Consider the following 21,086-nt stretch of genomic DNA (forward strand, 5'->3'; position numbering starts at 1 on the left):
TGCCACCAGAGCCGTTGCCACCAGAGCCGTTGCCACCGGAACCACTGCCGTCAGAGCCATTGCCGCCAGAGCCATTACCGCCGGAACCACTGCCACCAGAACCGTTACCGCCGGAACCGTTACCACCAGAGCCATTACCGCCGGAACCACTGCCGTCAGAGCCACTGCCACCAGAACCACTATCGTCCTGAGAACCGTTATTTCCTGGAGGTTTATTATTATCCTTTAAATTTCCTTCTGCAAAATGATCGCTATTTTGTACAATAGCGTTTGTTAATGGTTGGAAGTTTTCAGTTGCAGCATTACCGATATTTAAACCGCTAAAAAAAGATAAAGAGAGTGTTGATGCTAAAATGAAGATTTTCGTCATGGTTTTCCTCCTAAGAAATTAATATTCCATCTAAAATACATCCCTTTGTAATATTTCTTAGGAAAAAGAGTTTTATGCAAAAAAAACTATATATAGAAAAAGGTGGTGTATTTGTCAAAGCAGAAAAGAGTTAATGTAGATTTCCTACAAATAGTAGAGGCGGAGAATTTACATTCATAACGGTAGAGGAAGTGGCAGTAGATGAAAGAGTACATAGCGTTTGATATTGGCGGTACGCAAATTAAGTATGGCATTGTTTCAGAAATAGGGAGAGTATTAAAGTGTAAAACAGTTGCAACAGAAATTCATTTAGGCGGAGAACAAATTATTCAAAAACTTATATATGTATCCAAAAAAATAATGAATGAACATACTATTGCAGGAATTGGTATTAGCACTGCGGGAATTGTTGATATTAATAAAGGAATTGTGACGGGAGGTGCGGATCATATTCCGGGATATAGTACTATTCCTATTATTGATAGGTTGCAAGAGATATTAAAAGTTCCAGTATCGATTGACAATGATGTGAATTGTGCAGCGTTTGGAGAAAAGTGGAATGGTAGTGGAAGAGAGAAAGCGAACTTTATTATGCTCACCCTTGGAACAGGGATTGGGGGAGCGATTTTTATAGATGGAGAATTGTACCGAGGCCATTCATTTAGTGCTGGTGAATGGGGGAATATGTTAATAGAAGGAAAACCGTTTGAAGAGGTTTCCTCGATTTCAGGATTAATTCGTCTTGTCAGAAAATATAAAGGCAAAGGCGAGTGGAATGGGAAAAGAATTTTCGAGTTGTATGATAAAGGAGATCGGGAAGTTGCTCAAGCAGTTGGGATCTTCTTTAAACATTTGGCAATCGGAATTAGTAATCTTGCTTATATTTTCAATCCAGAAACGATTATTATTGGTGGAGGAATTACTGATAGAGGAAATGAGTTTTTAAAAGAAGTAAAAGAAGAGATCAGTAAATACTTAAATCAAGAGATTTATAATAATTGTGAGATTGAACTTGCACAAAACGGTAATTGTGCAGGAATGATTGGTGCTATTTACCACTTCTTACATCATCATAAGTAAATTATATGAATGTTTTCATATAACTGAGAATTTATCCTTTTTATCGCTAGGTAAATAATGCTACAATATAAGAGAAGAATACAATATTTTCCGATTTGGAAAATGCTTTGTAGAAAGGGAGAAACTTCATGCCTATTATTTTAGAAAAAGGTCAAAAGATCGATTTAACGAAAGGACAACCAAAAGTAGCAAAACTACAGGTTGGCTTAGGCTGGGATCCAATTGGGCAATCAGGTGGATTTCTGTCTTCATTATTTGGAAGTAAACCAAATGTAGATTGTGATGCATCTGTTGTTATGTTAGAAGGAGATCGTTTTTTAAACAAAAATGATTTAGTTTACTTCGGAAATAAACTTTCTACTTGTGGTAGTATTATTCATTCAGGAGATAATTTAACAGGCGAAGGCGCTGGTGATGACGAAACAATTTTCGTAGAATTACATAAAGTTCCAAGCCGTATTAATCGTTTAGTATTCGTTGTAAATATTTATGACTGTGTAAATCGTCGTCAAGATTTCGGGATGATTCGTAATGCATATATTCGTATTCAAAACCCGCAAACTGGTGAAGAATTAGCACGCTATAATTTATCGGATAATTATGCTGGCAAAACGACTCTAATTGCAGGTGAAATGTATCGTCACGGAAGTGAATGGAAGTTTTCAGCAGTTGGAGAAGGAACACAAGATAAAAACTTAAGTGAGATTGTATCACGTTATCAATAAAATAACCGAGGAGGAATTGTATATGGCATCAATTTCATTGAAAAAAGGACAAAAGGTAGACTTAACAAAAACGAATCCAGGTCTTTCGAAAGTTCTTGTAGGACTTGGTTGGGATACGAATCGTTATGACGGACAAAACGATTTCGACTTAGATGTTAGTATTTTCTTAGTAGGTGCGAATGGTAAAGTTTCAGGAGCTGAAGATTTCGTCTTCTATAATAATCCAAAAGGTGCGAATGGTTCTGTAGAGCATTTAGGAGATAACCGCACTGGCGAAGGTGAAGGCGATGACGAAGCGATTAAAGTAGATTTGAAAAATGTTCCTGCTCACATCGAACGTATTTGTTTTACAATTACAATTTATGATGGAGAAGGCCGTAGCCAAAACTTCGGACAAGTTTCTAATTCTTTCGTACGTATTCTTGATGAAGAAAAGAATGCAGAATTAATTCGTTACGATTTAGGAGAAGATTTCTCTATTGAAACAGCCGTAGTAGTAGGTGAATTATACCGTCATGCAGGTGACTGGAAATTCAATGCAATCGGAAGTGGATTCCAAGGTGGATTAGCGTCTCTATGTAATAACTTTGGTTTAGATGTAGAGTAATAGATTTGATTTATATATCCATCGGTGAAATGCGTGTTTACCGATGGATATATTTTTAAAGATAAAAATATAGAGGTGAATATAGATGGTTATTCAATTACAAAAAGGACAGAAAATCGATTTAGGCAAGACAAGCCCTGGTTTAACAAAAGCAGTAATTGGTCTTGGATGGGATATTAAATCTTATGACGGTGGATCAGATTTCGATTTAGATGCATCTGCCTTTTTATTAGATGCAAACGGAAAATGTACGAAGGAAACTGATTTTATTTTCTATAATAATTTACAGTCTCCTTGTGGATCTGTTTTACATACAGGAGATAACCGTACAGGCGAAGGCGAAGGCGACGATGAGCAACTTGTTGTAGATTTGAAGAAGGTTCCAGCAGACGTTCATAAAATTGCTATTACAGTTACGATTTATGATGCAGAAGGCCGTAGTCAAAACTTTGGGCAAGTAGGAAATGCATTTGTTCGTTTAGCAAATGAAGAGACGAATGAAGAAGTTCTTCGTTTTGATTTAGGGGAAGATTTCTCCATCGAAACAGCAGTTGTCTTTTGTGAATTATACCGTCATAATGGACAGTGGAAGTTTAATGCAGTAGGAAGTGGATTCCAAGGTGGTTTAGGTGCGCTTGTAAGAGCGTATGGCTTGGATGCATAGAAAGGAAACGATATTCGTTTCCTTTTTTTGACCTTTCTATAAATCTAGCAAAGAATAGGGGATAAAGGTAAGATGAGTATTTTGCAAGGAATCCTTGATACGTATGCTCAGTTTTTCGACTTGGACATGTGGATTAAAGTGTTGCAAGATCCAGTATCTTGGGGATTAATAGGTACACTTGTTGTACTTGAAGGGTTGTTATCTGCTGATAACGCACTTGTGTTAGCGGTAATGGTAAAACACCTTCCGGAAGAAAAACGTAAAAAAGCATTATTCTATGGACTTATTGGAGCTTATGTGTTCCGCTTTATTGCGATTGGAATCGGGATGTTCTTAATTAAATTAGCATGGGTAAAAGTGTTAGGTGCACTTTACTTAGCGTGGCTTTCAGTTAAATACTTCATTGATAAAAGAAAAGGTAATGCAGAAGAAGAGGAATCTCATGGTATGAACCAAAATAGTATTCTCTTCAGAATGTTCGGTGTCTTCTGGGGAACAGTTGCGATGGTTGAATTAATGGATATCGCATTCTCTGTAGATAGCGTACTTGCTGCATTTGGTGTATCTAATGAAGTTTGGATTTTACTATTAGGCGGAATGCTAGGTATTTTAATGATGCGTGGTATCGCTGGTGTATTCTTAAAATTGTTAGAGCGTATTCCAGAACTTGAAACGACAGCATATATTTTAATTTTAATTATTGCAGCAAAAATGTTATTGTCTGTTATTCATATTGAAATAAGCCATACAGTGTTCTTCATTATTTTAGTTGTAGCATTTGGAGCAACATTTATACTTCACTACATGAAGAATTCTGGACAAGCTAAAGAAGAAGTTGCAGTTACTAAAGAAGACAATAAATAATTGAAATGGGTTTGCTCGTTTTGCGAGCGCCCATTTTTTATAACCAAAAATAGTTTATAATAGAAGAAGGACTTAGAAAAAACGTAAATGTTTTTGGAGGTGAACTGTTGTGTTTTCACGTTTTACACTTCAACCATATGCATTAAAAGATGAATCAGATTTAAAGCAATTTGAAGCGCTTTTAGAAAAACGCCCACAATATGAGCTGACAGAGAATGAGATGAAATTTAGTTGTATAGCATGTCGAATCCTTGGCGTTCCTAATGATGTAGATGAATATTTTAATGAACTGTTTGATTATAGTGAAGCGAAAGGAATCGAAGTTTTACACGAACAAAATTTAAACAAAGTGATTGATTCAGAAAAGCTTCGTCATATTCAAGAAGTGTTCGTATTACATCAAGAAGCACCAAATGGTCTGACAGTAAATAGGTTAGTTGCACACTTATCTGGGAAACAACTTTTACCGAAAGTAGACAATCCTGATTTACAGCATTACATACATACGACGTTTATTTCAGTATTGAAATTATATGAGAAACAACATAATCAGTCGTTAAAGACAGAAGGCTTCCGTCGTTTCTTAATCGACATAATTAAACTAAGCGAAAATTACGTAGCGAAGTGGTTTTCTACGATTAATTATAAGAAACAGATGCCGCGTATCGTTTGGTATGGTGATGCACAGGAAAGCCGTATATATTTCTTATATTTTCTTATTATGCTCGGTTGTGATGTGCTTTATTATCACCCCGAAGGAAAAGATGGATTTGAAAATATTGATGAAGAGGGAAGAACTTTTATTGTGTCTCATCCGGGTCGCATTTCTCTTGAACCATTCCCTGATCGCCGCCGCGAGCGTGTTGCAACAGTAGCGTATCAAGCTTCGAAAGAAATTGAACAAGTACTTCACCACGATAATTCACTATTATATAAACCGTGGCAATTCCGTTCGTATACACCTGTAGCACGTACGTTAAAAACGACATATGATGAACTCTTTTTAATTACGAAAGAAAAGGCATTTGTACGTCCAACATTCTTTGTTGAAAATAAACATATTTATATTCCTTCTTTATTTGCGAAAATATCAGGCGTTTCAAAGAATGATAAAGAATATTTTCAACGATTAAAGGCTGTTACATCATTTGATAATAGTTTATTAATTAATACATTCCCGTTTACGAAAGAGCAGAAAGCAAATTTCCAATATCATTATCGAGATGCATTGGACCGAGCTGGGAAATTACATCCTGATCTAATTATGAATAGCCATTGGTGGCCGCATAAGCGTTTACCGGAAGGTTTACAACATGGGATTGCAGAGGCGATTATCCATACGTGCGAAAGTGAAATGTGCAAACCAATTGCGAAAGAAACGAAACAAGAGGTAGCGCTGTATGTTTTTGCACAACTTTCTCAAATACCACCCAATATTTTAGAACAGCTTGAGAAATTTGATTATTCACAAGATGTACCGAAAATTGTTATATTTAATAATGAGAAGAGCGGAGAATTAACTCGTTCTGACGCTGTTTTATTACTATTTTTGAATCAAATTGGAGTAGATGTATTCCATTTCAATCCTACGGGCAGAAACGATATTGAACCGTATGTTGAAGCAGGAGCATTTGATTCCCATTGGCTTGAAGAAGTTAATTTCGATCTTGAGTTTCATGGTTCATCAGCCTATAAAAATTTATCACAAACAATAAAAGGACTATTTCGTCCATTTTTATAAGGAAAGGGAGAATACCATATGAATAACCCAGTCGTACTAGATTCGAAAACTGAATTGAATGAGCAAACCGCACAAGATGTTCGCTTGCAACTTAGACAAGATGCAGATGTGCAACGTATTTATAACGCAGTAGATATTAAAGATCAACTGGAATTAATTGAACTTGGAAAAGAACCTTCTATGGAAATTTCACGTTTCGCTGATCAAATTTTACATACAATGTCTCTATCAAAGATAGAAGATTCTGGTGAATTGTTAAAGCAACTTGGTAAAATTATGGACAGATTTGATAGTAAAGACTTTGCGGAAGAGAAAAGTGGTTTCTTCTCGCGCATGTTCAAAAAAGCGGATAAAATGATAGAACAAATCTTTAGTAAATATCAAACGATGGGCCGCGAAATTGATAAAGTTTATGTGGAAATTACGAAGTACCAAGATGAGATGAAAAAATCAATTGGTACGTTAGATGGCTTATATGAGCAAAACTTAAAATATTATTTAGACTTAGAGAAGTACGTAGTAGCAGGAGAAATGTTATTAGAGCGTTTAAATACAGAATTAGTTCCGATGTATGAAGAACGCGTGCGTAATAATGATCAATTAGCAGGTATTGAATTAGAGTCGCTTAAAAACTCGGTTGAAATTTTAGAGCAACGTATTGATGATTTAGAAAAAGCACGTATGGTTGCGCTACTTACAGCGCCGCAAATTCGCATGATTCAACGTGGAAATAATAAATTAATTGGTAAAATCAATACAGCATTTATTACGACGATTCCTATCTTTAAAAATGGTATCATTCAAGCAGTAAATGCGAAACGTCAAAAGCTTGTTGCAGATTCTATGGCTGAACTTGATCGCCGTACAAATGAATTACTTAAGAAAAATGCACAAAATATCGCAACGCAAAGTGTAGAAGTAGCGAGATTATCAGGTTCTTCTAGTATTAAAATGGAAACACTTGAGGAAACTTGGAACATTATTTCAAGAGGTATGCAAGAAACACAACAAATTGAAGAACAAAATAAACGTGAGCGTGAAGAAAGCCGCAAGCGTATGGCTACATTAACAGAGAATATCAAAAAAGAATTACAAGGATAAATGAAAAGGCAATGAGGAATAGTCCTCATTGCCTTTTAGTTTCTCTTCACTAATTTAATAATCTCATTGACAACAAGTGGAATGATACTTAATAAGAGAACGAATCCCCAATCTCGCATTGTTAATGCATGTACACCGAATATATTTGCAAGGGGCGGGATGGAGATGATACAAACTTGCATAAGAACACCGATAAGAAGGGAGAAGACTAAATATTTATTTGTAAAGATCCCAATTGAAAAAATCGATTTCGTTCTTGAACGCAAGTTAAATGAATGAACGAGCTGAGAAAAACTAAGAACGACAAATGCCATCGTTTGGGCATGTAATAGAGCATCGTCATCAATTCGTTCAGGGAAAAGAGGGAATAAATTTGTATCTCCAGTATAGAATTTTGCTCCGGCGATAAAAGCTATTAGCGTTAAAAGTCCAATGACAAGTCCATTGAAAACAAGAAAAGGAACGCTACCACTAAATAAGCTTTCTTTCGCATGTCGTGGTTTTTCCTTCATCACATCTGGATCTTCAGGATCAACCCCAAGTGATAATGCAGGCAGTGTATCTGTAATTAAATTCACCCACAAAATATGAATAGGTCGTAGTGGTGTTGCCCAGCCGAGTAAAATGGCTAAAAATAAAGCGATAATTTCTCCGAAGTTACAAGAGAGTAGGAAGAGAATTGATTTTTTTATGTTACGATAAATATTTCTACCTTCCTCAACAGCTTTCACGATAGATGAGAAATTATCATCTGTTAACACAACATCTGCTGCCCCTTTTGCAACGTCTGTTCCTGTAATGCCCATCGCTACGCCGACATCGGCTTGCTTTAAAGATGGTGCATCATTGACGCCATCACCAGTCATAGAAACGATATTTCCTTTCGCGCGTAATGCCTTTACAATTTTCACTTTATGCTCTGGAGAGACTCTAGCGAATACATTTAAATGATTAATTTTGCTAGCTAGTTCTGTATCAGCAATGTTATCTAATTCAGTTCCAATCATAATTTCAGATATTTCTTCAGCAATGCCGAGTTCTTTAGCAATTGCAAAGGCGGTATCTTTATGGTCACCAGTAATCATAACTGTGCGAATGCCGGCTTTTTTACATTCTGTAATTGAATCTTTCACTTCAGTTCTTGGCGGATCAATCATACCGACAAGACCGATAAAGATGAGATTTTCTTCAAGATGATTTATATCCACATCGTTTGAATTGAATTGTTTAAAGGCGAATGAAAGTACTCTTAAAGCTTCTTGAGACATTGCCCTGGCAGCTTCTAATATTTGATTTTTATCAACCTCTGTTAGACCCTCGATTTTACCGTTTTTAAATATGTGGGTACATCGAGGTAAGAGCTTATCAATAGCGCCTTTCGTCATGCTATAGTAGTTTTCATCGTATGTATGCACGGTTGACATCATTTTACGATCTGAGTCGAAAGGCAGCTCGTTAACACGTTCATGTATCGTTTCTAAATGATCTTTTTGCATATTAAAAGTGCTTCCGGCCACGAGAAGAGCAATTTCAGTCGGGTCTCCGGTTTGTGATTCGTTATTGTAAGACGCATCATTACATAGCACCATATTTTCTAACAATAGACGTTGTGCATCATTATTTACATTTAAATTTTCTAAGTGATCGTATGTGTTATCACTATAAAAGTGAGTAACGGTCATTTTATTTTGCGTTAACGTACCTGTTTTATCTGAACAAATAATTGTGACAGAACCGAGAGCTTCAACAGCTGGTAGTTTTCGAATGATAACGTTTTGTTTAATCATACGTTGTACACCAATTGCAAGAACGATGGAAACGATAGCTGGCAAGCCTTCTGGAATAGCTGCAACAGCTAAACTAATAGCAGTCATAAACATTTCTAACGTATCCCGGCCTTGTAAAAATCCGATGAGGAACATAACGATACAAATAGCTACAGCGACAAAGCCTAAATATTTTCCGACTTGTGCTAAGCTTTTTTGAAGTGGTGTCATATCATCGTCTGCTTCATGTAAAAGGGTAGCAATCTTACCAATTTGTGAGTTCATTCCAGTTTCAACAGCAACACCGACGCCTCTTCCATATGTCACAAGAGTAGACATAAAGGCCATGTTTTTTTGATCGCCAAGTGGTACTTGCTCATCACTTTGCATAGAAGCGTGGTAGATTGCATCTTTATCAACAGGGACAGATTCACCAGTTAGAGCAGATTCTTCAACTTTTAAATTTGCGGTTTCGATAAGGCGTAAATCGCATGGGATATATCGTCCGGCGTCGAGCATAACAATATCCCCTGGAACGACGTGCTCAGATGGAATTTCTTTTAGTTCACCATTTCTCTTGACGATAGCTTTTGGTGTTGCCATTTTTTTCAATGCCTCTAAAGCTTGTTCTGCTTTCGATTCTTGAACAACACCGATAACAGCATTTAAAACTACAACGAGCGCGATAATACTGGCATCCGCCCATTCACCTACAAAGGCAGAAATAAGGGCAGCTATAATAAGGACATATACGAGGACGTCATTAATTTGGGCGAAAATACGCTGCCATAAAGTGCGTTTTTGTTTTGTAGCTAATTCATTAGAACCGTATTGCTTTAAACGTTCACTTACAATCTCATCTGTTAAACCGTGTTGTTCGTTTGTTTCTAGGTCAATTAATGTTTGATCTTTCGTCTTACTGTACCAATTGCTCATAAGTAAGCACCTCCAGTAAAAACAGTTAGCAATGGTAGTGTTGCTATTATTTGTGAGTAGTATGTATGGAGAAAAAATCTAAGGTGAGGTTCTACTTCTATTGTACAATATTTTACAGTTGGTTGAGGGAAAGAGAAGAGTTGTCATGAATTTGTTGGAAATAAAAAAGAGCCTCATATAAGAGAGGCTTTTTTACTTTTTAATTAATGTACCTAATTCTTCTGTAATAGCTTGCATTTCACTAATGCTGAATGTTTCACGTTTCATAACATGATCATAAATGTCACGTAAATCTTCGTACATTTCTTCGTTAAAACTAGCAGCTCTCATCGCTCCAGCATTAACCATACGTAATTTTTCTTTAATAGCTTCGACCATGTATTCAACGTTTTCTTCTGACTTTACGGATAAATCCACCGAAGTGTCCCCCTTTAAAATAACATAAGGCTATCTTAACATTTTTTATCATTTTCGTTAATGAATCTTTTCAATCCTATTAAATTAGTAGGGATTTCCTTTATATTTCATAATTGGTTGTTTATACTATAAGTATATATGAAGAAATGCACCAAGAAGGGAAGAAACAAAGACATGGTTCAAGTATTGTTTGTTTGTCTTGGGAACATTTGCCGTTCTCCGATGGCAGAAGCAATTTTTCGAAATCTTGTCGTAAAAGAGGGACTTGAAGAGAAAATTGTCATTGATTCTGCAGGAACAGGAGATTGGCATGTTGGTCATCCGCCACATAAAGGAACACAAAAAATTTTAAAAGAAAATGCAGTCACTTTTGAAGGAATTAAAGCAAGGCAAGTAGAAAAAGAAGACTTAACAAAGTTTGATTATATTATTGCCATGGACAACAAGAATATAGCAGATTTAAAAAGTTTAGGTAAAACTGGAGGCTATATTGGTAGGCTGTCCGACTTTGTTCCAGACGGTGGCTGGACAGACGTTCCTGACCCTTACTATACAGGGAATTTCCAAGAAGTATATGACCTTGTAACAGAAGGGTGTGCAAAGCTATTAGCTTTCATTCGAAATGAACAAGGAATATGAGGAAGCTTAGAAAGAAATACTTTCTAACATAAGAAATGAAAGGGTGAAGGAATATGGCAAAGAAAAATAATATTGCTCGAAACATTGCGATTGGTGTAGCTGCAGGTGTAGCGGTATCCATGTTAAAGAAAGAAAACCGTGAAAAAGTAAAAAATACAGCAGAAAAAGCAAAAACAAAGATGATTGAAATTGGTGAAAATGCAAAGATCAAAGAAAAAGTGCAAACTGTTACAGATAAAGGACGCGAACTTGCTGATTTCAATGTGGTAAAAGCGAAAGTAGCAGAAATTAAAAAATTAACGCCATCTGTTGTAGAGACGTTAAAAGAAACGAAAGAAATTTTTAGTAAGAAAAAAGTTGAGCCAGAAGAAAAGCCAGAAACGATTGAAATTCAAGCTGTATCTCCAAAGGTAGATGAGCTGAAAGCAGAAGAAGAGCCAGTAGTTGCTGAAGATGGTGGTATGAAAGAAGCGCGTGAATTATTTATGAAAGACTCAAATGCAGTGGAAAAAAAAACTGAAGCGTACATTGAGTTAAAGCAAGATAAAGAAGAGAAGAAAAGCGTTTAAACATATATGAAAAAAATTTTAGAAAAGGTGAGAAGAAATCGTACTTATTCGTTTGGTAAAGATTTATATGACCGGACGATGCGCGATGATGTAGCGGGCTTGGCAGCACAGCTCGCTTATTTCTTCTTGCTTGCAATTTTTCCTGGGCTCGTTTTCTTAATTACGCTTCTTGGATTTATTCCCATTCAAACAGAGGATGTGCTTAGTTTATTAGAGGTTTATGTACCAGATGATGCAATGAACTTAATTGAGGTAAATGTAGATAAAGTTGTAAACCAGCAAAATGGTGGTTTATTATCATTTGGTTTATTATCCATGTTATGGTTTGCCTCAAATGGTGTTAATGCGGTTATGAATGCTTTTAACCGCGCTTATGACGTGAAGGAAACACGTTCTTTTATTACAACAAGAGCGTTATCAATTGTGTTTACATTAGCTATTATTTTTATGATTGTCTTTGCGTTAATTGTTCCGGTATTCGGACAAGTTATTGGAGCAGCAGTGTTTAAAGCACTCGGTTTATCAGATAGTTTTTCTTTCGTATGGAGCATTACACGATTAGTAGCGAGTTTCTTCGTACTATTTGCTTTGTTTAGTTTCTTATATACATTTGCACCAGATCGAAAGTTAAAAAGAAGAGAAGTTATTTCAGGGGCGTTATTTGCTACTGTAGGATGGATTGTGGTATCTTACTCATTTGCTTATTATGTAGATAAGTTTGCGAATTACGCCAATACATATGGTGGTCTCGGTGGTATCATTATTTTAATGTTATGGTTTTATTTAACTGGATGGGTAATTTTACTTGGCGGTGAAATTAATGGTTTACTCCACCATTATAGAACCGGTGACAATAATTCCCGTAATGAATAATGAGCTCTTGTTCCATAATAAAAAGGAACAGGGGGGATATTTCATGAGTAATAATAAAAAGAACCATAATAATAAAAGTAATAATAAACAAAAGAGCAGTTCGCATCCAAAGCATAAAACGAGTAGCAGTGCGAACGGTCATAATAGCTATCATTAAAAAAAACGGGTCCTCTATGAGGGACCCGTTTTATTTGCTTCCTTTTAATAATCGTAAGCCATTTAAAATGACAAGAATCGTACTTCCTTCGTGGCCAATAACACCGAATGGAAGAGCTAAAAATTGCAAGAAGTTTGAACAAATTAGCATCGCAATAACAGCTAGCGAAAAGATTACGTTTTGCTTCACAATACGGTTCATTCGTTTTGATAGACGGATCGCTTGAGAAAGACGAGATAGTTCGTTCTTCATCAGTACAACATCCGCCGTTTCTAAAGCTACATCTGTTCCTTCTCCCATTGCGACACCAATGCTAGCAGTAGCGAGTGCAGGTGCATCATTTATACCGTCTCCGACCATTGCTACTGTACCGTATTTTTCTTTTAACTTTTTAATCGTTTCAACTTTTGTTTCTGGTAAACATGATGCGTAATATTCCTTTATATTACTTTCAGAGGCAATTGCTTTTGCCGTTTCTTCATTATCTCCAGTAATCATAATTGCTTCGACACCAATGTTTTGTAAATCGCGAATGGCAGCTATTGTTTCTTGGCGAAGCGTATCTTTTAAAGCGATAAGTCCAAGAATGCCTCCTTCATCACTAATATAAACGACAGTTTTACCTTCCTTTTCAAGTGAGGCAGAAATACCATTATGAAATGTCTTTGTTTCTTCACCGATAAAATCAGCTTTACCTATTTTATAAGCGTTGTTTTCGAATACTCCTTTTAGCCCAAAACCAGTTACATCTTCAACCTTTTCTGGTTTTATTAATGTAATGTCGTACGCATGTTGTGCATATTTAACAATGGATTCAGTTAAAGGATGTGTAGAGTGACTTTCAATTGATGCTGTAATGGAAAGCACTTCTTTTTCTGTCATATTTTCTCGAACATATACATCTGTTACGGTAGGTTTTCCTTCTGTTAATGTTCCTGTTTTATCAAAGGCGATTGCTTTTACTGAAGCGAGGCGTTCTAAATGAATGCCACCTTTAAAGAGAATTCCATTTCTCGCTCCGTTAGAAATTGCAGATAACGTTGCTGGTGTAATGGCAGCAACGAGTGCACAAGGAGATGCGACTACAAGTAAGATCATAGCGCGATAAAACGTTTCATTCCAGCTCCAGTCAAGTAAGAAATGAGGAACGAACATCATAAGCGCAACAACGAGTAGTACACCTTTTACGTATGTTCCTTCAAACTTTTCGATGAATAGTTGTGATGGTGATTTTTCACTTTGTGCACTTTGGACGAGACGGATAATCTTTTGGAATAAGGTTTGATCGCTCGGCTTCGTAATTTTAACTTCGATAGCACCACGTAAATTTACAGTACCTGCAAATACTTCATCGCCATGTCTTTTCTCATTTGGAATAGGTTCTCCTGTGATTGCTGCCTCATCGATATTTGTTTCACCGTTATGAATCGTACCGTCAGCAGGAACACGTTCACCTGGTTTAATTAAAATAATGTCGTTAATTTGTAACTCTCCAACAGGAACACGTTCCTCAGTTCCGGTGGAAATACGTAATGCTTCTTCAGGTTGTAAGTCAAGAAGAGCAGAAATTTCTTTTTGGCTCTTACTTAACGTATAAGATTCCATAGCACCGCTGAGTGCAAAGATGAAGATTAAAATAGCCCCTTCTGCCCAGTAGCCAATAATTGCAGCACCAATAGCTGCAAAGAGCATTAGCATTTCAACATTTAGCTCTTTTTCTTCAATCGTATCTTCAATTCCTTCTTTTGCTTTTGCATATCCACCAACTATATAAGCAAGGATATAGCAAGTAATACCTACATTCATTGCATCGTTCTTTGTGAATAACCAACCAACTAAAATAAAAATACCAGATGCTACTGCAAATACAAGTTCATAATGTTTTTTTAATGTGTCCCATAGAGAGGGATGAGAAATTGTTTCTTTTGCGTGTAACGTTTTTACTTCTGAGTTCATTACTACTCGCTCCTTCCGAATTCTTATTGAGAAAAATAATCAAAATCGAAACCCCTATAAAACGACGAAAGCTGCCATCCATAATGGATAGCAGCATTTCTGTTGAATCTGTTTTTAATAGTTATTATGTTGTAATTATTCTATAGTATATCATAGGTTTTTATGAGATGGTACGGTTTTGTTTTAAGTATAAACGGAAAACTTGTGTTTTCGCAATTCCTCTGGTATATATGAATATTGTTCATAAAAAGGTCGGAAAGGAAGACAACAAGTGAAGACAGAGAAATTTTTTACCCATCCGATTGGCGTATTTATTGCTGCAATAGTAGCAACTTTTTTATGGGGAAGCGCATTTCCTTTTATTAAATTAAGTTATGTTGAACTTGGAATTCAACCACAAGAAGTTGGAGAGCAAATATTATTTGCTGGTTATCGTTTCTTGTTATCTGGGGTAATGCTTGTATTCTTTTTTAAAGTGTTAGGGAAAGATATGAGTTTCAAAAAAGGAACGGGGAAACAGTTAATACAAATTGGTTTATTCCAAACGTTTCTTCAATATATCTGTTTTTATATTGGAATGAGTTATAGTTCAGGAATTGAAGGAGCTATCATTTCAGGGACATCATCATTCTTTCAAATTTTACTCGCCCATTTTTTATATAAAGATGATGCTCTCAATATGAGAAAAATAATTGGGGTATTGATTGGTTTTTGTGGTGTCATTTTAGTGAATGTGCCGAGTGATGGTAGCTTATCATTTCATTTTGGAATCGGAAGTTTATTACTTCTTAGTGCAGCAATGCTGTATTCATATGGAAACATATTAGCGAAAGAAGGTAGTAAAACATTAGATGTTGGTTATATGACAGCATACCAAATGATTTTTGGTTCTATAGGATTATTATTTATAGGGGCTTTGCAAGTTGGAGTAATGCCATTTACATTTAGTCTAGATGCACTACTTATGCTGATTTATTTATCTTTCTTATCTGCAGCTGGTTTTTGCATTTGGAATACAATTATGAAGTACAATAAGGTTGGAAAAGTATCTATGTATATGTTCTTTATACCCGTATTTGGTGTGTTATTATCAAGCATGATTTTAGGTGAAGCAATTCATTCATTTGTGTTACTCGGTTTAGCATGTGTAGCCGCAGGAATTATTGTGGTAAATCGGACGCCAGCTAAGCAAAAAATAGAGCAAGAAAAACAAGTAGCATAGAATGCAGAAAAGCGATTACAATGGAAGAACAGTACTGTTCTTCTTTTTTTATAGAAAAAGGATAATAGACTAAGTGTAACGAAAAAAGATACAAAAAGCATTTATTGAGGAGAACATATTATGAATCTACTTTATGTGGTGTTAATTGGGCAAATACTTCTTTTTTTTATTGGTGCAATTTATGCAATGCGACAGACAAAAAGAACGAAAGATAATATGCCGTTACCTTTAGCAATCCGTCTTATTCTTAGTTTTTCTTTAACAGGTAGTGCAATTTGGATATGGTTACAAGATCCATCTGTAGAGTATAGTACGTGGGTTGCACTTGGTATGACTTTATCGACTGTGGGAGATTTGTTTATGGCTGGGCTGATTCCAATTGGTCATCGATTAATTGGTGGGATGGTTACTTTCGCCCTTGCTCATTGTTTTTATGTAAAAGCATTTTTGCAAACAGGAATTTCATGGAATGGTTTTTGGATTGGCTTACTCGTATATGGGCTCTTTCTAATTGTAGGATGGTTCTTCTTTATCCGAAATGATAAACAGGATAAATTGTTTACGATAGGAGCTCTAATTTATGGATTGTGGGTTGGAGGAATGGCTTGCTTTGCATTCGCCTTATATTATGAAAATACAGGAATATGGTGGATACCAGCGTTTGGTGGCTTACTGTTTGTAATTTCTGATTTCATTATTGGCGTGACAGATATCGGAGGGCGTAAATTGAAGTATGAGCCACTTTGGATTTGGTTTACATATGTAGCCGCTCAAATGTGTATTGTATATGTGGGATTATAAAAAGATACTCTCAAAAATAGTGGATAGACTATTTTGAGAGTATCTTTTTTGCTTGTTTAATTTAATCAGTATTTCTATTTTGAAATTTCTAATATTATAATTTTATAATTCAGAATTTTGTAGAAAAATATCAGTCGTATTATTTATAATAAAAGTAAAAAGATGATGAGATGGTGAAATGATGCAAAAGAAAAAACGTTGGCGTGAATTCTTTGGAACTATTGCAATTGCATGTTTATTGGTGTTTTTGGCGAAAATTTTTGTGTTCTTTCCTACGACTGTAAAAGGAGCATCCATGAGACCAACGTTGCAAGATGGAGATAAGGTGATTGTTAACAAGTTAGCAAAACAATTTGAAAGCTATGGGAGAGAAGACATTATTGTTGTGAAAACAGATAATTTTTATGTCAAAAGAGTGATTGGATTGCCAGGGGATATTATTGAGATGAGAAATGATCAATTATATGTGAATTCTGAAGTGAAAGATGAAGAGTATTTGGATAGTAATAAAAAACAAGCAGAAAAAAACTTCTGAATTTAACAGAGGACTTTGGACCGATTACAGTTCCTAAAAATAAGATTTTTGTTATGGGAGATAATCGCTTAATAAGTAAAGATAGTAGAAATGGTTTAGGTTTTATTGATAGAGAAGATGTGTTAGGAAAGTTAGCAGGCATTTATTATCCGTTTGAACATATGAAAATAATAAAGTGAAAAAACCAAGCAAATTTTAGTTTGCTTGGTTTTTTTGTTAAACAGTAGGAGATTCGTTAGATACAAAGATATCTTCATGTTTCTTTGTAGTACTTAAAACGAATTTATGTTGTAGCAATTGTAGTTTAAATAAAGCTAAAGGATCATGATATGTTTCTGGATTGCTTCTTAGCGTTGCTAATGTTTGTTCATCTTCCTGTATCTCAAGTTGAGCTGCATCCACATTTTGTTTCAATATGCTAAGTGGATCTTTAAAGAACATCATGATATCACGTTCTAATGCCCCTTCAAATACTTCAAATTGTAGGAAGAATTGTTTTGAAATTGTGTGAGCAATTTCTGTATAGTCTTCTGTTTCAATGTATTGTTTATATTTGTTGGCGAGCATAGATTGGTTTTTTTGCATATTACCAAATAATTTCCCGGCACTTTTTAAGAAAAACTGTGTCGGTGTAAAGCGCAATAAAATATTGATGTTCGTTACTGTAATTCGATTTGTCATTCGTACAACATCTCGATTCCAATCATCTAATAATTTGAAATCGCAAGGAAGTTTCATACGTTCTTCTTTATATAATTTATTAAATGTTTCACTCATTTCATCTAAATAAGCTTGAGCTTGAATAAATTCATTATGTGCTGTTTCAATCCATTCTTGAATAGACCCAGTAAATTTAGGAAGAAGTACCTGTTGTACATGCTTTTGAACTCGTTCATTCATTGCAGCATTTAATTCTTCATGAACTAGTTTGAAATCACTATCTTCTTGAACAAGATCAGAGCAACTCTGTAATAATTCAGGAATTTGAGAATGTATATCTCGTGTAATTTCTTCTTTCGTTAAAAGATAGGATTCGGTAATAGAGCGAATTTTATCTTTTTCAAGAGCAGTAAGGTTATTAATAAATCCAGTAAGTTTCACTGAGATGTGTTTATTCCAGCGTACGGATTTTACTAATGTATTTTCTAATTCCACACGTTCATTTATTAGATAAGCAATTGTTTTTTGCGTAAACCATATTAGCTTTTCTATACGTTCTTTTTCTATGTCGCGTTTTGCAAGATTAGAGAGAATAGATTCTGTTACATCTCCAAGTTGCTGGCTACTCTCTTGCGAAGGAGAGTATGGGAAGAATTGTGCATCTGGAAAATGTACTTTAAGCTTACTAATTAGTTTTTCATTAGTAGTCGTATTATTTGTATGTAATACGAAGTGAATTTGTAAGTTTGGTACTTGTTCACGTAAATAAATTAACGTATCAATTTCTTCACTATGCAATGGTGAAGAAGAATTTAATACGTAAACAAGGCTATCTGCTGTTTGTAAGTATTCAAAGTATGCATTGTTTTTATCCAATTGTCCTTGAATGGCTGGTGTAATAAGAAATGTAAACTTATTTTTTCTTAAAAATCTACTTGGTAGCTTAATTTCTATACATTTTTTCTCAAGTTCTGACTGAGCAGATGTAGCCGTTATTTGATGGAATTCATCAAGGTTAGGGATATTACGTATATCTAACTCGGTAAATTCTGTTATTTCAGTTTGACTAGCGTCTTTAAATAGAATAGGAGTTGTTAAAGTTTCAGTTAAGATGTTCTCTCCTAATATTGAATTGACAAATGACGTTTTATCATAGTCACTAGTTCCAGCTATTAGTAGTGGTGTGACATTTAAATCACATAGTTCATGGACGAGTAGCGTAAATTGATGACTTAAATCTACATCATTTTTCTCAGCCCACACAGCGATTGTTTCGAATAAATGAGAAACTGTTTCCATATTTACATCTGCTTCAGCTGATGTATTAGAAAGTAAGGATCCAGCACTTTTTACGAGTAATGATTCTAAAGTTGTAGGTGAGACTTCATTCCATGCTAACACTGCTGCAGAGACAACTAGAGAATCTTTTGCTTTCGTTAAACTGAACCAATTTGTTAATAGATTTGGTACAAGTCCGTTTAATTCATGCATAAAATGATTTCCGGTAATTAATGCAAAGTATGTTTCTTGATAGCGAGTAGAAATTTCATTCCAATCGTCATTATTGTCTGTTTCAATATGCAAGAATAAATGATTAATACTTTGAATCCAAGGAAGGTATAAGGATTCATGTTGGTAGCTATTCCAAAGAGCAATAACAAGTTCTTTAAACTGAGCTTGATCAACAGCATATAGAGCTTTTAAAGACTCATAGAAATATTCAGGCTTAATATTTCTAGTAAATCCTTTGTTTATGTAATTTATTAACGTATCAAACCAGTGTAAAGATTGTGTTCGAATACCTTCTTGAACAGCTAGTTCGATAGCATTGTTCCAATCTTCTTGTTTTTCATAGAAAGAACGTGCAATTGCAGTAATATTTGGGTAATCCGGTTGGAATGCAACAGCTTCACTAATCGTCTTAAAAGCAAGTCCTAAACGATCTTGTTCGATATAAAGAGAAAGAAGTTGTAATGAAACCTCCATCGTAAGAGTTGTATCTTCTGTTTGAATAGATTGATAAATTTCTTCTGCCTTTGGTAAGAATCCTAGTTCAAAATAAGCATCTGCAATATTTTTTGTTGCCCAAAGTGCAAGAGCATTATTAACTTTTTCCCATTTAAATATAGCTGCTTCAAAATCTTTATTTTGATAATAAAATTCACCTTGAGCAAATCGAATATTAGAAATGTTGGAGAATTCATTTTTAGATTCATTTATATATGCTTCACCGAGTACTTCCGATGCAGGAGTAGAAGTTTCTTCTGTTAAAAATGTTTTATAGTAAACTTTTTGAATAAATTGATTTTCAATGGTCATGTTCGTTCCCCCCTGTATAATTTAGAAAAATGATGTTGTATGTAAAAGGGTTCATGTTCTTTTAATAGGTAGAATTTGTATTATATAGACCAAACTATGTTTTTGCTAGATATATCATTTTTCTTGAGAGTTAAACCGTTGCGAAAAGTAACTTTCCTTTATTGTAACAAAAAAACACGCATGTGAATTTTTATTTTTTATCAGGACATTTGCAGGCAGTAAGAATCTAATCTCAAAATTAGTGAATGTAAGTGAATTATGTCGGAGGCGAGATACCTGTAGAAGCCTGATTGAAGTAAGCTAATAATCAGTAGAGGATGAAGAAAACCCACGCGGATTGAAGTTTAATTTTATCTCTGTTAAAGGAACGAATAGAAGTAGAGTTCATTATAAAAACAATGTATAGTGAATATGTATACCATGTTTGCCTTAAAGATAGAACGGGTACAATGTGGAATAACGATCGTGCATAGGATGTGTCTTCCGAATGGAACAACATATTGGCGAGTTAATCGCGCATTATGGGTATTTTGGAATTGTTATAGCCTTGGCTGGTGGGATTGTCGGATTACCGATACCAGACGAGTTTTTATTGACCTTTGTTGGTTATAATGTTTCAAAAGGAGTTATGTCAGGAACCGCTGCTTTTTTAAGTGGGATGGCTGGTGCGATGTTAGGGATTACGTTAAGCTACATATTAGGTTTAAAACTTGGGCTCCCTGTTTTAAAGAAATATGGGCCGAAAATTAGAATTAAAGAACATCACATTGAAAAAACACATATTTTATTTGAAAAATATGGGCCATTTCTTTTAATGATTGGTTATTTTATACCGGGAGTACGTCATTTAACAGCATATTTTGCTGGGGTATCAAATTTGACACTTTGGCGTTTTTGTTTGTACGCTTACGGTGGTGCGCTCATTTGGATAAGTGTTTTTATTGGGCTTGGCTGGAAGTTAGGCGAGAAGTGGCGCTTCGTTGAGTATAGTTTACATCATTATGGAATATGGATTTTATTAATTTCAGCAGTTGTTACATGTGTTGTATGGTTTTATATAAAGAAAAAGAAAAACCGCTAATAG

General features: G+C 35.1%; 17 protein-coding genes and 2 pseudogenes. 14 read left to right on the forward strand and 5 right to left on the reverse strand.

Annotated elements, in window-relative coordinates:
* Window positions 1-370: pseudogene (locus tag RT27_RS03670) on the reverse strand (cell wall anchor protein); the annotation flags it as partial.
* Window positions 371-571: 201 nt separating this feature from the next.
* On the opposite strand from RT27_RS03670, the gene RT27_RS03675 reads away from it, so the two are divergent.
* The 7 genes from RT27_RS03675 to RT27_RS03705 all read left to right on the forward strand — a co-directional run bounded on the left by RT27_RS03675 (window position 572) and on the right by RT27_RS03705 (window position 7,152).
* Window positions 572-1,450: an ROK family protein gene (locus tag RT27_RS03675; protein ID WP_016083658.1), complete on the forward strand. Its 879-nt coding sequence runs from the start codon at window positions 572-574 to the stop codon at window positions 1,448-1,450.
* Window positions 1,451-1,578: 128 nt separating this feature from the next.
* Window positions 1,579-2,175 carry a TerD family protein gene (locus RT27_RS03680; RefSeq protein ID WP_001121586.1) on the forward strand — a complete coding sequence of 199 codons (597 nt, stop codon included), beginning with the start codon at window positions 1,579-1,581 and terminating at the stop codon, window positions 2,173-2,175.
* Window positions 2,176-2,197: 22 nt separating this feature from the next.
* Window positions 2,198-2,782: a TerD family protein gene (locus RT27_RS03685; protein ID WP_016083657.1), complete on the forward strand. Its 585-nt coding sequence runs from the start codon at window positions 2,198-2,200 to the stop codon at window positions 2,780-2,782.
* An 85-nt stretch (window positions 2,783-2,867) separates the two neighbouring features.
* The gene (locus RT27_RS03690) at window positions 2,868-3,446 is read left to right on the forward strand and encodes a TerD family protein (protein WP_000236649.1); all 579 of its coding nucleotides are present in this window, start codon (window positions 2,868-2,870) and stop codon (window positions 3,444-3,446) included.
* Between the two features lie 72 nt (window positions 3,447-3,518).
* Complete coding sequence (locus RT27_RS03695) at window positions 3,519-4,310, forward strand: TerC family protein (protein WP_016083656.1); 792 nt, start codon at window positions 3,519-3,521, stop codon at window positions 4,308-4,310.
* Between the two features lie 109 nt (window positions 4,311-4,419).
* A complete protein-coding gene (locus RT27_RS03700; RefSeq protein ID WP_016083655.1) occupies window positions 4,420-6,051 on the forward strand; it encodes a YceG family protein in 1,632 nt (543 codons plus the stop codon).
* An 18-nt stretch (window positions 6,052-6,069) separates the two neighbouring features.
* Window positions 6,070-7,152: a toxic anion resistance protein gene (locus RT27_RS03705; protein WP_001064413.1), complete on the forward strand. Its 1,083-nt coding sequence runs from the start codon at window positions 6,070-6,072 to the stop codon at window positions 7,150-7,152.
* Between the two features lie 35 nt (window positions 7,153-7,187).
* Here the strand turns inward: RT27_RS03705 and RT27_RS03710 are convergent, their stop codons facing one another.
* Both RT27_RS03710 and RT27_RS03715 read right to left on the reverse strand, forming a co-directional pair.
* The gene (locus RT27_RS03710; RefSeq protein ID WP_016083654.1) at window positions 7,188-9,854 is read right to left on the reverse strand and encodes a cation-translocating P-type ATPase; all 2,667 of its coding nucleotides are present in this window, start codon (window positions 9,852-9,854) and stop codon (window positions 7,188-7,190) included.
* A gap of 192 nt (window positions 9,855-10,046) precedes the next feature.
* Window positions 10,047-10,271, reverse strand: a complete 225-nt coding sequence (locus tag RT27_RS03715) for a DUF1128 domain-containing protein (RefSeq protein ID WP_000366196.1) — start codon at window positions 10,269-10,271, stop codon at window positions 10,047-10,049.
* Window positions 10,272-10,445: 174 nt separating this feature from the next.
* On the opposite strand from RT27_RS03715, the gene RT27_RS03720 reads away from it, so the two are divergent.
* The 3 genes from RT27_RS03720 to RT27_RS03730 are packed head-to-tail and all read left to right on the forward strand — an operon-like array spanning window position 10,446 to window position 12,352.
* Window positions 10,446-10,910, forward strand: coding sequence for a low molecular weight protein-tyrosine-phosphatase (locus RT27_RS03720; protein WP_000250916.1), 465 nt, complete (start codon window positions 10,446-10,448; stop codon window positions 10,908-10,910).
* Between the two features lie 53 nt (window positions 10,911-10,963).
* Window positions 10,964-11,479, forward strand: a complete 516-nt coding sequence (locus tag RT27_RS03725) for a DUF4075 domain-containing protein (protein ID WP_001085388.1) — start codon at window positions 10,964-10,966, stop codon at window positions 11,477-11,479.
* Window positions 11,480-11,485: 6 nt separating this feature from the next.
* Window positions 11,486-12,352, forward strand: coding sequence for a YihY/virulence factor BrkB family protein (locus tag RT27_RS03730; protein WP_016083653.1), 867 nt, complete (start codon window positions 11,486-11,488; stop codon window positions 12,350-12,352).
* A gap of 187 nt (window positions 12,353-12,539) precedes the next feature.
* On the opposite strand, the gene RT27_RS03735 is transcribed toward RT27_RS03730, so the two are convergent.
* On the reverse strand, window positions 12,540-14,465 hold the full coding sequence (locus RT27_RS03735; RefSeq protein WP_043935344.1) for a heavy metal translocating P-type ATPase: 1,926 nt from the start codon (window positions 14,463-14,465) through the stop codon (window positions 12,540-12,542).
* Between the two features lie 271 nt (window positions 14,466-14,736).
* On the opposite strand from RT27_RS03735, the gene RT27_RS03740 reads away from it, so the two are divergent.
* The 3 genes and pseudogenes from RT27_RS03740 (at window position 14,737) to lepB (ending at window position 17,202) form a co-directional block, all read left to right on the forward strand.
* On the forward strand, window positions 14,737-15,687 hold the full coding sequence (locus RT27_RS03740) for a DMT family transporter (protein WP_043935345.1): 951 nt from the start codon (window positions 14,737-14,739) through the stop codon (window positions 15,685-15,687).
* 120 nt (window positions 15,688-15,807) lie between these two features.
* Entirely contained in the window at window positions 15,808-16,488 is a 681-nt protein-coding gene (locus RT27_RS03745) for a lysoplasmalogenase (RefSeq protein ID WP_016083650.1), read from the forward strand.
* A gap of 178 nt (window positions 16,489-16,666) precedes the next feature.
* Window positions 16,667-17,202, forward strand: a pseudogene (lepB, locus tag RT27_RS03750) (signal peptidase I).
* Window positions 17,203-17,239: 37 nt separating this feature from the next.
* Here lepB and RT27_RS03755 read toward each other — a convergent pair.
* Window positions 17,240-20,002 carry a hypothetical protein gene (locus tag RT27_RS03755; RefSeq protein ID WP_016083648.1) on the reverse strand — a complete coding sequence of 921 codons (2,763 nt, stop codon included), beginning with the start codon at window positions 20,000-20,002 and terminating at the stop codon, window positions 17,240-17,242.
* Window positions 20,003-20,489: 487 nt separating this feature from the next.
* On the opposite strand from RT27_RS03755, the gene RT27_RS03760 reads away from it, so the two are divergent.
* Complete coding sequence (locus RT27_RS03760; protein WP_000434876.1) at window positions 20,490-21,083, forward strand: DedA family protein; 594 nt, start codon at window positions 20,490-20,492, stop codon at window positions 21,081-21,083.
* The last annotated feature ends 3 nt before the right edge of the window (window positions 21,084-21,086 follow it).

Origin of the sequence: Bacillus sp. L_1B0_5 (genome assembly GCF_000836715.1) — a bacterium.
Taxonomy (GTDB): Bacteria; Bacillota; Bacilli; order Bacillales; family Bacillaceae_G; genus Bacillus_A; species Bacillus_A thuringiensis_S.

What these genes read in the sequence shown, in the direction of transcription:
- RT27_RS03705 (WP_001064413.1), top strand. Translation starts at nt 6,070, where the DNA reads ATGAATAACCCAGTCGTACTAGATTCGAAAACTGAATTGAATGAGCAA.
- RT27_RS03760 (WP_000434876.1), top strand. Translation starts at nt 20,490, where the DNA reads ATGGAACAACATATTGGCGAGTTAATCGCGCATTATGGGTATTTTGGA.
- RT27_RS03680 (WP_001121586.1), top strand. Translation starts at nt 1,579, where the DNA reads ATGCCTATTATTTTAGAAAAAGGTCAAAAGATCGATTTAACGAAAGGA.
- RT27_RS03735 (WP_043935344.1), bottom strand. Translation starts at nt 14,465, where the DNA reads ATGAACTCAGAAGTAAAAACGTTACACGCAAAAGAAACAATTTCTCAT.
- RT27_RS03675 (WP_016083658.1), top strand. Translation starts at nt 572, where the DNA reads ATGAAAGAGTACATAGCGTTTGATATTGGCGGTACGCAAATTAAGTAT.
- RT27_RS03720 (WP_000250916.1), top strand. Translation starts at nt 10,446, where the DNA reads ATGGTTCAAGTATTGTTTGTTTGTCTTGGGAACATTTGCCGTTCTCCG.
- RT27_RS03685 (WP_016083657.1), top strand. Translation starts at nt 2,198, where the DNA reads ATGGCATCAATTTCATTGAAAAAAGGACAAAAGGTAGACTTAACAAAA.
- RT27_RS03745 (WP_016083650.1), top strand. Translation starts at nt 15,808, where the DNA reads ATGAATCTACTTTATGTGGTGTTAATTGGGCAAATACTTCTTTTTTTT.
- RT27_RS03710 (WP_016083654.1), bottom strand. Translation starts at nt 9,854, where the DNA reads ATGAGCAATTGGTACAGTAAGACGAAAGATCAAACATTAATTGACCTA.
- RT27_RS03725 (WP_001085388.1), top strand. Translation starts at nt 10,964, where the DNA reads ATGGCAAAGAAAAATAATATTGCTCGAAACATTGCGATTGGTGTAGCT.
- RT27_RS03730 (WP_016083653.1), top strand. Translation starts at nt 11,486, where the DNA reads ATGAAAAAAATTTTAGAAAAGGTGAGAAGAAATCGTACTTATTCGTTT.
- RT27_RS03690 (WP_000236649.1), top strand. Translation starts at nt 2,868, where the DNA reads ATGGTTATTCAATTACAAAAAGGACAGAAAATCGATTTAGGCAAGACA.
- RT27_RS03755 (WP_016083648.1), bottom strand. Translation starts at nt 20,002, where the DNA reads ATGACCATTGAAAATCAATTTATTCAAAAAGTTTACTATAAAACATTT.
- RT27_RS03695 (WP_016083656.1), top strand. Translation starts at nt 3,519, where the DNA reads ATGAGTATTTTGCAAGGAATCCTTGATACGTATGCTCAGTTTTTCGAC.